A 12,255-nucleotide genomic window follows, 5' to 3' on the forward strand; every position below is an offset into this window, starting at 1 on the left:
CGTTCGACCCGACCGGCTTCGGCGCGGTGCCGCGTCGGCCGACCCTCGACACCATCGCCGAGAAGGCTGGAGACGGTAACGGAACTGGGGCCTACTCGGTGCTGCGGCAAAGCTTCGTCCTAGCGTCCGATGAACAATGGTCACGGATGCCGATCCCGGTGCCGACCGTTCGAGTAACGATCTGCCGGAACCGAGCGAAATAACGTTTCGGCATCCGTCGTGACGGGAACTCTACCCCGTCGTGACCATTTCGCAACCTTCGGTGCCGTTTCAGTCACGTATGTGCGGAAAATTGCAGGTCAGGCGCGTCCGCGAACGGTAACGGCGGCAGACTCGAACCGTGATCATCGACGATATCGACGTGCCGATCGTGCTCGCCCCGATGGCGGGCGGGCCCTCAACTCCCGAACTCACCGCCGCCGTCGCCGAGGCCGGCGGATTCGGCGTACTGGCCGCCGGATACCTCACCGCGGCCACCCTCGCCGAACGCATCGCCGCCACCCGCGCGGCCACCGCGAAGCCGTTCGGGGTGAATCTGTTCGTCCCGAGCCCGCCGACCCCGCCGGCCGCGTTCGCCGGATATCTGGATCGGCTGCGCGCACGATTCCCGCTGGGCGAGCCGGCCCACGACACCGACGACTGGGAAGCCAAGCTCGATCTGCTCAGCGCCGACCCGGTCGCGGTGGTCGGCTTCGCTTTCGGCTGCCCTTCGGCGGCGGAGGTGGCGCGCCTGCACGAGGCGGGCTCGGAGGTGTGGGTGACGGTCACCTCGCCCGCCGAGGCCGCGATCGCGGTCGAGGCCGGCGCCGACGTCCTCATCGCCCAGGGCGCGGAGGCGGGCGGGCATCGCGCCACCTTCGTCGACCGGATCGCCGACGATGCCGTCGACCCGCTGGGCCTGCTGGCCCTGCTGCAACTGCTCACCGCCGCGACGGATCGTCCGATCGTCGCCGCGGGCGGCATCGCCACCGGCGCGGGCATCGCCGCCGCACTCGCCGCGGGAGCGAGCGCCGCTCAGCTGGGAACCGCGTTCCTGCCCTGCCCGGAGGCGGGCACCAATCAACTCCTGCGCGCCGCCATCGGCACCGATACCCCGACCATGCTCACCCGCGCGTTCACCGGTCGACGCGCACGCGGCCTGCGCAACCGCTTCCTCACCGACTTCACCGCCGACGCTCCCGTCGCCTACCCGGAGATCCACTACGCCACAGGGCCGTTGCGCGCCGCCGCGCGAGCGGAGGGCGATGCCGACGCGGTGAACCTCTGGGCCGGGCAAGCGCATTCGCTGACCAGGCAGCTTCCGGCCGGCGAGCTGGTCGCGGCGCTGGCCGCCGAAACGAAAACCGCGCTGGAATCGGCACTTTCACGGCGAATCCAGTCTTGTTGACAACGACTTTCGTTTAGAATCGAGTCGCCGATCGCAGCAACCGACAGGAGAGCGCTATGTCCCTCGATGTCCCCACCGCACTGCTCGAACGCGCCGAACGAGGCGAGGTAGACGACGCCGAATTCGTCGAATGTGTCAAGAACTCCCTGCCCTACGCCTGGGAAGTGGTCAGCCGGGTGGCCGGTGAATTACACGAGGGCACCGCCGAATTCGCCGACAACGAGGTTCCCCCGCCGGACGAGGTGGCCCGCGGTCAACTGCTGCGCGCACTCGCCTCGGACGCGATCCGCGGCGGCTTGGAACGGCATTTCGGGGTGAAGCTGGCCTTCCAGAACTGCCACCGGGTGGCGGCCTTCCCGCTGGCGGCCGTCGGCGGCGAGACCTACACGCGGTTCATCAGCACCCGCGCGCAGCTGCTCAACCAGAGCCCGGAATTGCGTAACTGCTAACGCTCGGGGCTTCGGTCCTGCCGCAGGGCCCCCCGAGGGCGCGCCGCACGGGTTGGGCGAGTGAGCACATAGGCTGTCGCGAAATCTGCGGGAGACAACCTGTGTGACACCGTTACAGCTTGTGTGACAACACAACAGAACCGGCCCCCGCTCCGGGTTCGGAGCGGGGGCCGGGTTGGGTGGGGTCAGCCGAGGGTGATCACCGCGAGGTCGCCGTCGGCGTACTGGGCGCGGAGGCGCTTCTTGTCGAACTTGCCGACGCTGGTCTTCGGCACCTCGTCGATGAAGGTCCAGCGTTCCGGCAGCTGCCATTTCGCGAACTTGGCCGCGAGGAATTCGCGCAGTTCCTCGGCCTGCTTCTCGCCGGGCTCGGCGCCTTCGGCCAGCACGATGGCCACCAGCGGGCGCTCGTCCCACTTCTCGTCCGGCACCCCGATGACGGCGGCCTCGGCGACCGAGGCGTGCCCCATCACGGCGTTCTCCAGATCGACCGAGGAGATCCACTCGCCGCCGGATTTGATGACGTCCTTGGAGCGATCCACCAGGGTGAGATAGCCGTTCGGGCTGATCTTGCCGACGTCGCCGGTGCGCAGCCAGCCGTCGTCGAACTTGTCCGGGTCGACCGGAGAACCGTCGGGCGAATAGTACGACCCGGTGATCCAGGGGCCGCGCACCTCGAGCTCGCCGAGGGATTCGCCGTCGTTGGGCACCACGCTGCCGTCATCGGCGACCAGCCGCGCCTGCACGCCGGCCGGGAAACGCCCCTGGGTGATCCGGTAGGCCCATTCCTCTTCGCCCTCCACACCGGCGGGCGGATGCGCGACGCTGCCCAGCGGGGAGGTCTCGGTCATGCCCCAGGCGTGCACCACTCGCACGCCGTGCTTTTCCTGGAAGTCGCGCATCATCGACGGCGGCACCGCCGAACCGCCGACGACCACCGAGCGCAGATGCGTGATGTCCTGCGGTGCGGCGGCCAGGCCGGCCAGCACGCCACCCCAGATGGTCGGCACCGCGGCGGCAAAGGTCGGCTTGACGGCGGCCATCATCTCCAGCAGCGGGCCCGGCTGCAGGAAACGGTCCGGCATCAGCAGGTTCGCGCCCGCCATCAGCGCCGCGTAGGGCAGGCCCCAGGCATTGGCGTGGAACAGCGGCACGATCGCGAGGATGGTGTCGGTGTTGTAGAGACCCATGCCGTTGGGCGAGGCGACCTGCATGGCGTGCAGCCAGTTCGAGCGATGCGAGTAGACGACGCCCTTCGGGTCGCCGGTGGTGCCGGAGGTGTAGCACATGGCGGCGGCCGAGCGTTCGTCGATGACCGGGAAGTCGAAGCTGTCGGACTGCGCGTCCAGCAGTTCGCGGTAGGAGTGCACCTGCACGCCCTCCGGCGCGGTGAGGCTCGCGGCATCGCCATTGGCGACGATGACGTGACGCACCGTCTTCAGTCGCGGCAGGTACTGGGCGAACATCGGCACCAGCGTGCCGTCCACGATGACGACCTGATCCTCGGCGTGATCGGCCACGAACACCAGCTGATCCGGGAACAGCCGGATGTTGAGCGCGTGCAGCACCGCACCCATCGCGGGTACCGCGACGTAGGCGACCAGGTGCTCGTTGTTGTTCCACATGAACGTGCCGACGCGATCGCCCTCGCCGATCCCGAGCCCGCGCAGCGCGTTCGCCAGCCGCGCCGCATCCGCGCCGACCTCGCGGTAGGTCATGGTGCGCACGCCCTCGCCGGTCCAGGTGGACACGGTGGCATCGCCGACGAAGGTCGACGCGTACCGCAACAACGTCGCCAGCGACAGCTGGTCGTCCTGCATGGTGCTCAACATCGGGAAAGACCCCTCACTCTCGGGCGAACGGCCCTGCCTCGGCGCTTCGACCAGGGCATGAGCCACATCACACCGGGAGCCTACCCAAGGGTAGGCAGGAGTGGGGTGCGGTCGGTGGCAGGACCGGCATGCCGGCGGCACCCCCAGCTTGCCGCCGGCACCGGATCCCGGTGAACGGGTCCGTCATGTGTCTAGCGTCCGTGGCCGTGCGGCGCCACCCCGGGTGACGAAACCGAGACCTGTGCAGGGTTGCAGGACGAACGACTCGACCGCGCCGATATCGCCGGCAGCGCAGTGACCTGCACTTTCTCCGGGTAAGCCGCTGCGGAGCGACGGCCCCGGATTCACGCACAGATGCACACGCATAACGTGAGCGTCATCGGTACGAACCGACGGACGAGGCGACCAGCGGAGGTTGACACCATGCCAGTGGATCGAATGCTGCCCACCGAGGAAGCTCGGGATCTGATCGAGCTGACCCGCGATATCGCGGACAAGGTGCTGGCGCCGCGGGTCGTCGATTGCGAGAAGACCGAAACCTTCCCCGACGGCGTCTTCCCGGCGCTCGGCGCGGCCGGTCTGTTGAGCCTGCCGTATCCGGAGGAGTTCGGTGGCGGCGGACAGCCCTACGAGGTGTATCTGCAGGTGCTCGAGGAGCTGGGCGCGCGGTGGGCCGCGGTCGCGGTGGCGGTGAGCGTGCACAGCCTGTCGTGTTTCCCGCTGTTCACCTTCGGCACCGATGAGCAGAAGCAGCGCTGGCTGCCGACCATGCTCTCGGGTGAAACCATCGGCGCCTACAGTCTTTCCGAGCCGCACGCCGGCTCCGACGCCGCCGCGCTGCGCTGCCGCGCCACCGCGACCGACGACGGCTATCGCATCAACGGTTCGAAGGCCTGGATCACCAATGGTGGCCGCGCCGACTTCTACACTCTGTTCGCCCGCACCGGCGAGGGCTCGCGCGGAGTGTCGTGCTTCCTGGTGCCGAAGGACACCGAGGGCCTGAGCTTCGGCAAGCCCGAGGAGAAGATGGGCCTGCGTGGCGTCCCGACCACCACCGCGAGCTACGACGACGCCTTCGTCCCCGCCGAACGCCTGATCGGCACCGAGGGGCAGGGCCTGACCATCGCGTTCAGTGCCCTGGATTCCGGCAGACTCGGCATCGCGGCGGTCGCCACCGGTCTGGCCCAGCGCGCGCTCGACGACGCCGTCGCCTACGCCAAGGAGCGAGAAGCGTTCGGCAAGCACATCATCGACCATCAGGGGCTCGGTTTCGTGCTCGCCGATATGGCCGCCGCCGTCGATTCCGCCCGGGCCACCTACCTCGATGCCGCCCGTCGCCGCGACGCCGGGCTCCCCTATTCCCGCCAGGCCAGCGTGGCCAAGCTGGTGGCCACCGATGCCGCCATGAAGGTCACCACCGACGCGGTGCAGGTACTCGGCGGTTACGGCTACACCCAGGATTTCCCCGTCGAGCGGTACATGCGCGAAGCCAAGGTCATGCAGATCTTCGAGGGCACCAATCAGATCCAGCGGCTGGTGATCGCCAGGCAGCTCGCCGGGAAGTGAGCCCGATGGCCGGAAATGTGGATTTGTTGTCCGTCGATCTCTTCGGACCTGCCCGTTTCCGGCCTACTCTCGAACCATGACTTCGCCGTCGATCATCATCATCGGAGCCGGCTTCGGCGGGCTCGGCATGGCCCTGGAGCTGCGTCGCGCCGGGATCGGTGAGTTCACCATCCTGGAGAAGGCCGCGGATCTCGGCGGCGTCTGGCGGGAGAACACCTATCCGGGTGCCGCCTGCGATGTGCCGTCGCCGCTGTACTCGTGGTCGTTCGAGCCGAAATCCGATTGGCCCCGGCGGTTTTCCGAGCAGGCCGATATCCACGCCTACATGCGCGGGGTGGCCGACAAATACGGGCTCACCCGGCACATCCAGTTCGGCGTGGAGGTCACCGACGCCGAATTCGACGAGAGCACCGCGCAGTGGCAGGTCCGGCTCTCCGACGGTTCGACCCGAACCGCCGACGTGCTCATCTCCGCCGTCGGCCAGCTCTCCCGCCCGGCCATGCCGAACATCGCGGGCATGGACACCTTCACCGGGCCGGCGTTCCACTCCGCCGAATGGGATCACAGCGTCGATCTGACCGGCAAGCGGGTGGCGTGCATCGGCACCGGTGCCAGCGCCATCCAGTACATCCCGCAGATCCAGCCGAAGGTCGAGCAGCTGACGCTGTTCCAGCGTTCGGCCGCGTGGATCATCCCGAAACCCGATGTGGCATACCGGCCGATCCACCACACGCTGTTCAAATACCTGCCGCCACTGCGAATGGCCGAGCGGTTCGTGGCCTGGTCGTTCTTCGAGCTGATCGCCCTGGCCATCACCGATGTTCCCGGACTCAAGGGCCCGGTGGTCGCCATCGCCGATCGCCATCGCGACAAGCAGGTCCCCGATCCGGAACTGCGCGCCAAGCTGACCCCCGATTACGAGGCAGGCTGCAAGCGCGGCCTGCTGTCCAACGATTACTTCCCGGCGCTGACCCAGCCGAACGTGCACGTGGAGACCACCGCGATCACCGAGATCACGCCGAAGGGCGTGCGCACCGCCGACGGGGTTGAGCACGAGGTCGACGTCATCATCTACGGCACCGGCTTCAAGGGCACCGAATTCCTTGCCCCGATGAACGTCTACGGCACCGGCGGCCGCAAGCTCGCCGACGCCTGGGCCGCCGAAGGAGCCCGCGCCTACCTCGGCGTCTCGGTGCCCGACTTCCCCAACCTGTTCCTGATGTACGGCCCGAACACCAATGTCGGCTCCGGCTCCATCATCTACATGCTGGAAGCCCAGGCCCGCTACATCCGCCAGATCATCGAATACCTCGGCGAGCACCCCGGCCGCGGCCTGGCCGCCCGCCCCGACACCGAACAGCAGTGGGACGACTGGCTCCAGAACCGGCTGAAGGACACCCCCTGGAACTTCTGCTCCAGCTGGTACCGCAACGCCTCCGGCCGCATCACCAACAACTGGCCCGGCGCCACCCTGCTCTACCGCTGGAAGACCCGCCGCTTCGACCCGGCCGACTACCAGGAAACCCGCATCCCCGCAGGGGCCCGCTGATCGTCAGATCCCCACCGACCCGGCCCCCGGCAGCAACGGGTTGAGAATCTTCGCCAACGCGCACAACACCGGCGAACCGAAAGGCGGGCATGGCACCGCCTCGACCGCCGTGGGGGCCTTCTCCCCCCCCACAGGAGGGAGCGCGCCGGTCTCGGCCGCAGCCACCCCGCTCCCCACCCCCGCAACCACCATCGCCCCCGCAATAATCACCGACATCCGCCGCATATCCATCTCCTTCCACAACCTGTCCTAACCCCCTCATACCCCGTCTCCGGGATCGCACGCACCACAGATGCTGTCCCCACGCCCCACACCCGGTAGACTCCCACCGTCCCCCACCGGACTGGCCCTCGTAGCTCAGGGGATAGAGCACCGCTCTCCTAAAGCGGGTGTCGCAGGTTCGAATCCTGCCGAGGGCACAGAGTTTGCGCAGTTCAGGCGGTTTTCTGTTCGCCCTCATCGGGTGCCGTAGCCCGCTCGGTACGCAGTCGGTACGCAGCGGCAAAGTCGACACGCGCCGAGTCGAGACGGGACGCTACGTCGTCCAGATCGTCATCGAACAGATCGGCGTAGAAGTCCAGAGTGGTGCTGGGCTTGTCGTGCCCGAGCATCCGTTGCAGGGCCAAGACCGAGGCACCTTGCGAGACCGCAAGCGACGCAGCCGTATGCCGGAGCTCGTGAGGCGTGAGCCCGGCCAGACCTGCCGCCTTCGCAGCGTCATCCCACCATGCCCGACGCATGTTCCGCACCCGCAGGACCGCGCCTTGCCGAGACGTGAACACTTCAGCATCAGCGCGACGGCCCGTCATGTGGTCCTTCAGCGGTTCGACCAGAAATGCCGGAATCGGCACGCTACGCCGCTGATGGTCCTTTGGAGCCTTGGTCACCAGCACCCCGTCTACCTCGGTGATGGTTCGCTCGATCTGCAAGCGCCGGCGCCGCAGCGACACTGCCGAAACCTGTAATCCGGCCAGTTCCGCGAACCGCAGGCCACAGTATGCGAGGACCATCACTGTCAGCCAGTCATTACCGGCCGCCTCCGCCAGCCTCTCGACCTCCAGGCCCGACAGGTACCGACGTTGCGCGAGACGCTGTTTCGGCCGGTCCACGGTGCCGCACGGGTTCACCGCGATCCGGCGAGTGACCACCGCGTAATCGCATATTTGCGACAGCACGCCGAGGTTCTTGCGGACCGTGCCGCCCGCCGCACCGGCCACCACCTGCTCATTGACCCACCCCTGAATGTCGTCGTGCGCCAGATCGACCAAACGCACATTGCCCCATCGCGGCCGGATGTGCTTCGCGACAATCGACTTGTACCGCGAACGCGTCGACTCCTCCCACGACGGATGCCCCGCCAGCCACGCAGTCGCAACGACATCGACGGTCACGCGGCCAGCAGACGGCGGAGCGTGAAGACCGGTCACTATCGCCGTGGTCTGCCCGTCCAGCCACGCCTGGGCATCAACCTTCCGAGCGAACCGCTTGGTGTGCTCATCGCCACGACCGTCGACATACCTTGCACGCCAACGCATTCCCTTACCGTGGAGCTTGGACGGCACACGGATAGTCGTGCCGTCCTCCTGGCGCTGCTCCTTAGTCCACAGGTCTTCGACGCCCGCGCGCCGATTGCGCCGCACCTTACTCATGCCGCATCGCGCGCCGCAGCGGCTTCCTGTTCCGCGATCCACGCCAGGACAACCGATTTACGCCACACCCGACGACGGGCACCGAGCTTGAAGCTCGCCGGTCCACGGCCGACGTGTGCCCACCATCGCCAGGTAGCCTCGGGAATCCCGGTCAGGGCCTCGCAGTCCTTGGCCCGCAGGTAGGTCTCTTCCATCTCTCTATCCCCCTATGCTGCCGCGTGGTTGGTCGGGTCGTGCTGAACGTCTGGTGGTGTTGCCGCGGCTTGTGCTGCCGCGAGTTGGGCGCGGGTGTATTCGGCGTCCCAGGCGATCTTCTGGGAGACCATCGACATGATCAGGTGCTCGCGAGGTGGCACGTTAGGGTCGCCGGGCTCGGCCGGGGTGATCTTCCAGTTCGCGGTCTCGGCCTTGGAGATGCCGGCGTCTTCGAGGCGCTGACGGACGAACTCGGCCCGGTCGGCTCGGTGGTCGGCCAGATCCTTGCCGGTCCACTTGCGCGACACCAGCACCCGACGACCCCGCAGGCCGAGAGTTTCGCGGCGATGCGCCTTGCCCTTGCAGACACCGGGAATGGTCTTGGCCTTGGCGTTCTTCGGAACCACGCCGTAGCGGAACCAAATCCCGCACGTCGGCGAGCACGGCGTACGGCACAACTCGGTATGCAAGCGGTCGTAGTGGTCGGCCGCGCGCTGGGACTGCGGTTCGATCACCTCGCTGATCGACTTCGTCAGGTACTTGGTCAGGTAGCCGATGTGGCGGTCGGCTTCCGGGGTGCCACCGAGGATGCCCTTGACGTCGATCTGAGTGCCGAACCGGATCACGTGCGCGGGTTCGAGGTCGTCCACCGAGTCCATCAGGTCCAGGACCTCGGTCCAGGTCGGCACCGGCTCGCGGGTGTCGGGGTCGAGGAACCGCTGGGCCTGGTGGTCCCAGTAGGGCATCCGGCCATCGCTGTAGACCTCGCGGTCGAAGTGCGGCCACCACACCTGGTGATAGGTCGCCGCCGCCACCTGCTTGATCAACGCCCGAGGGTCCGAGCCCCGCACACCCACATGCAGGTGCGGGGCACCACGCTTCTGCGGTTCCATCGTGGCGAAGTACTGGATATCGCGGCCGGCCGCACGCCGGTAGTTCTGAATGAACCGGTCATAGAGCGCCGCGAAGTGGATGATGTCGCGGGCAGCTTGCCGGTAGTCGTAAGACTCCGGGTCCACCGGCGCACCATCCGGGCCGATCCGCCCATACGACGGCAGCGTCAGCGTCACGAACATCGAAGGCCGGTACTTGCCCGCATACTCCCGGCCGATCGTGGCCTTGGACACCTTCTTCACCGGCAGATCCGGAGCCGCCTGACGCCGCCTGGTCGACCGCTTCCGCGTGGTCTTCGCCTCCGGGTCCAGGCTGGGCAACCTGCCCCGGATACCGGAGGCCCGCAACTCCTCATCCAGGGATGCCACTACCTCCCGGATCGCGTCCATGGTCTCGATATCCCCGCCGTCCTTGGCCTCGGCGTAGTCGGCCGCGAGATCCGCGCGCGCCTGAAGCAGCTCGACCTGCTGCGGGGTGGGTGGCTTCTTCTCCACCACGGGTTCCTCCTCGATGTGCCAGCCCTCCCGGGCCTGATGAATACGCAAAACCCGAGCCCTGGCCGCGCACGCCGGGCACACACACTCCAACGTCGACTTGCACGGGGCCGCAACATATTTCGTCTCTCCGGTATCGCTGTCGGTGGCCAGCATCGCCAACGGACGACGACACACGCCCCGCTCCTCGGCCACCGCCTGCGCCAACTCGACCAGATTCAGCTCCGAACGCCGATCAGCCGCCGTCACCCGCTCGACCACCGCCGCCGTCATCAATCGCACCTCCGACCCGACGCCGCCCGACGACGAGCAGCTGCGTAGTAGTCGAACGGCGGGAACTCGCTCGCCGGACGCGGCACCAGCCCCGCAGCCTCCCGCAGCCCCGGCTCCGAATCCGCACCCAGCAACCGAGCACGACGAGCCGCCACCCGCTCCGGGGAATACGTCACCCGATACACCGAATCCACCGCGATCACCGACCCGTCCACCGCACCGGAGCACCGCCACCGGCAGGCCAGGACTCGTAGACCCGTTCCGGCCGCAGTTCCACCACCGGAGCCACCGCCCCCGCCGACACGCCGGCCGGAGTCGCCTCGACCAGGCCGCCGACACAGTCACACCGGCCCGCAGCCGTGGCCGGATCACGATGCCCGTTCACGTACTCGGTACCTCCGCAGCGGTCGCACACCTCCCACACCGACCGCGCATGCGCATCGATGCAGCGAGCCGACTCGCAATTGCGGCCCAAGCAGTAAACACACCAGCCCGCCGCATTCAACCGGAACGGACGGAGAATCTCTGCGCTACCCGCGAATCCCTGAACGATCATGACCGGCTCCCCTTGTCCTCGTGTGCGCGCCGTGTGCGCACCGTGTACACACAGTATGTGCGCTACAACTCACGCGCACAAGGTGCGCACACAAAAAACCCCCGCCAATTTTCTTGGCGGGGGTTGGGTCGAGGTCAGAGAGGGTTCAGCGGGTCATGCCACTACAAGCCACTGGCCCTCAATGATAAAAAACTCACCGAACTCCAGGACCGTTCCGTCTGCTTCGCGCCACCAGTTCTGGCCGTACAGCACCGGATCTCCCTCTGCGATCCCTAGGGCGGCGGCAGTATCGGCGTCGGCCCGTGCGACCTTTTCTCGGTACGTGTCGGTTTCTACCGTCCGGCCGGTGCGCGCCCGGATAACGCCCGTTGTACCTCCGAGGCTCGCAATCGATTCGCTGGATAGTAGCTCGGGGGCAGCCTCCGCGAAGATGCCTGGCAGCCAGGTGATCGAGCGCTCGACATCCTTAGCCTCATCCGCCAGTGATCGAGTTACGCGCTCCCGCCGGATCATCGGCGTACCAGGTTCAACGTCCACCGCAGCGGCGACGTGCGCGGGTGCCGGCACAACGGCCGCACTGATGATCCGGGAAGGCCCGCCTGGATGCTGGCGAACCACGCCGTTCTGTGCACGAAGTCGACCCCGAGGAGAGAACGTGTGCTCTTCGCCCCAGGTTACGACGCTGCCTTGGTTGCTGGTGGCGATCAGATGTTCAGCGGCGAGCTGCCGCAGGGCCTTGGCAACGGTGGTGTGCGCAACCCCCCAGGTGTTGGATATTTCCCGGACAGGCGGTAGCCGATCGCCATGCTTTAGGTGCCCCTCGGTGATCTGGTCACGGTAGAAGTCCACGAGCTGACGCCACACGGGTTCTGGTCGCTGTAGCTGTGGCTGCATGGTCGATCATCCTTCGAGTTGCGGTGCGTTGGCTCGTCCAGTGTATCTCACGTGTGCGCGTGTGCGCAGTGGCTACCGCATCACACGGCCGAGCCTCACATCCTGCCTTACCCGCAGCCGACCGCGCGTCCGGCGCACCCGAGCCCGCCGCCAGCCGAACCGCCCGAGTCTGTGTCATGCCCCAGCTCGATCTACACCGGACACGACTTACGAGCGCCCCTCGCGTTGAGCGGTTGCTGCCGAATTTGGCTATATAGGATCAAGGCGCGGCCAGGCGGCGCTAGCGCGCCGCCGCCGCGCTACGACGCGCAGCGGGTCTCGCTCGTACCTCACAGCCCCGGCGCGTCGGCACGTCGGCGACGTGCTAGCGCCAACAAGGTCAGCTCCATGACATATCTGGCCACCTTGCAATAACCGAGCAGTGCTGGGCACGACGTCTGCCCTACCGGGCTTGCTCTCCCGCAGCTCGCCCACGAATCGGCCGGCCTCGTACGTGGGGCCTGGCTGTGGTCCCGTC

General features: G+C 67.3%; 9 protein-coding genes and 1 tRNA gene. 5 read left to right on the forward strand and 5 right to left on the reverse strand.

What is annotated here, in order from left to right; translation table 11 throughout:
• The first annotated feature begins 340 nt into the window (after positions 1-340).
• Together AC5W7N_RS01055 and AC5W7N_RS01060 are read left to right on the forward strand one after the other, a co-directional pair.
• Positions 341-1,387, forward strand: coding sequence for a nitronate monooxygenase (locus tag AC5W7N_RS01055; RefSeq protein ID WP_495923064.1), 1,047 nt, complete (start codon positions 341-343; stop codon positions 1,385-1,387).
• A gap of 56 nt (positions 1,388-1,443) precedes the next feature.
• The gene (locus tag AC5W7N_RS01060) at positions 1,444-1,836 is read left to right on the forward strand and encodes an SCO5389 family protein (RefSeq protein ID WP_163814437.1); all 393 of its coding nucleotides are present in this window, start codon (positions 1,444-1,446) and stop codon (positions 1,834-1,836) included.
• Positions 1,837-2,021: 185 nt separating this feature from the next.
• On the opposite strand, the gene AC5W7N_RS01065 is transcribed toward AC5W7N_RS01060, so the two are convergent.
• Positions 2,022-3,668 carry a long-chain fatty acid--CoA ligase gene (locus AC5W7N_RS01065; RefSeq protein ID WP_195020610.1) on the reverse strand — a complete coding sequence of 549 codons (1,647 nt, stop codon included), beginning with the start codon at positions 3,666-3,668 and terminating at the stop codon, positions 2,022-2,024.
• A 423-nt stretch (positions 3,669-4,091) separates the two neighbouring features.
• Between AC5W7N_RS01065 and AC5W7N_RS01070 the strand changes: the two genes are divergently transcribed.
• From AC5W7N_RS01070 to AC5W7N_RS01080, 3 genes are all read left to right on the forward strand, one after another.
• Complete coding sequence (locus AC5W7N_RS01070; protein ID WP_495923066.1) at positions 4,092-5,234, forward strand: acyl-CoA dehydrogenase family protein; 1,143 nt, start codon at positions 4,092-4,094, stop codon at positions 5,232-5,234.
• A gap of 76 nt (positions 5,235-5,310) precedes the next feature.
• Positions 5,311-6,783 (forward strand): flavin-containing monooxygenase, encoded by a 1,473-nt coding sequence (locus AC5W7N_RS01075; protein WP_495923067.1) that lies wholly within the window; start codon positions 5,311-5,313, stop codon positions 6,781-6,783.
• A gap of 346 nt (positions 6,784-7,129) precedes the next feature.
• Positions 7,130-7,202 (forward strand) — tRNA-Arg (locus AC5W7N_RS01080).
• A gap of 15 nt (positions 7,203-7,217) precedes the next feature.
• Here AC5W7N_RS01080 and AC5W7N_RS01085 read toward each other — a convergent pair.
• The 4 genes from AC5W7N_RS01085 to AC5W7N_RS01100 all read right to left on the reverse strand — a co-directional run bounded on the left by AC5W7N_RS01085 (position 7,218) and on the right by AC5W7N_RS01100 (position 11,738).
• Positions 7,218-8,432, reverse strand: coding sequence for a tyrosine-type recombinase/integrase (locus tag AC5W7N_RS01085; RefSeq protein WP_495923068.1), 1,215 nt, complete (start codon positions 8,430-8,432; stop codon positions 7,218-7,220).
• On the reverse strand, positions 8,429-8,626 hold the full coding sequence (locus AC5W7N_RS01090) for a helix-turn-helix transcriptional regulator (protein ID WP_495923070.1): 198 nt from the start codon (positions 8,624-8,626) through the stop codon (positions 8,429-8,431). Before AC5W7N_RS01090 ends, AC5W7N_RS01085 begins: the two co-directional genes overlap by 4 nt.
• A 12-nt stretch (positions 8,627-8,638) precedes the next feature.
• Positions 8,639-10,288, reverse strand: coding sequence for a replication initiator (locus AC5W7N_RS01095; RefSeq protein ID WP_495923072.1), 1,650 nt, complete (start codon positions 10,286-10,288; stop codon positions 8,639-8,641).
• Between the two features lie 709 nt (positions 10,289-10,997).
• On the reverse strand, positions 10,998-11,738 hold the full coding sequence (locus AC5W7N_RS01100; RefSeq protein WP_495923073.1) for a GntR family transcriptional regulator: 741 nt from the start codon (positions 11,736-11,738) through the stop codon (positions 10,998-11,000).
• Between the last annotated feature and the right edge of the window lie 517 nt (positions 11,739-12,255).

The sequence above is a fragment of the Nocardia sp. CDC519 genome, assembly GCF_059509835.1.

Bases quoted from the DNA above. Each gene is read 5' to 3' on its own strand.
- AC5W7N_RS01060 (WP_163814437.1), top strand. From the start codon at position 1,444: ATGTCCCTCGATGTCCCCACCGCACTGCTCGAACGCGCCGAACGAGGC.
- AC5W7N_RS01065 (WP_195020610.1), bottom strand. From the start codon at position 3,668: ATGTTGAGCACCATGCAGGACGACCAGCTGTCGCTGGCGACGTTGTTG.
- AC5W7N_RS01070 (WP_495923066.1), top strand. From the start codon at position 4,092: ATGCCAGTGGATCGAATGCTGCCCACCGAGGAAGCTCGGGATCTGATC.
- AC5W7N_RS01075 (WP_495923067.1), top strand. From the start codon at position 5,311: ATGACTTCGCCGTCGATCATCATCATCGGAGCCGGCTTCGGCGGGCTC.
- AC5W7N_RS01085 (WP_495923068.1), bottom strand. From the start codon at position 8,432: ATGAGTAAGGTGCGGCGCAATCGGCGCGCGGGCGTCGAAGACCTGTGG.
- AC5W7N_RS01090 (WP_495923070.1), bottom strand. From the start codon at position 8,626: ATGGAAGAGACCTACCTGCGGGCCAAGGACTGCGAGGCCCTGACCGGG.
- AC5W7N_RS01095 (WP_495923072.1), bottom strand. From the start codon at position 10,288: ATGACGGCGGCGGTGGTCGAGCGGGTGACGGCGGCTGATCGGCGTTCG.
- AC5W7N_RS01100 (WP_495923073.1), bottom strand. From the start codon at position 11,738: ATGCAGCCACAGCTACAGCGACCAGAACCCGTGTGGCGTCAGCTCGTG.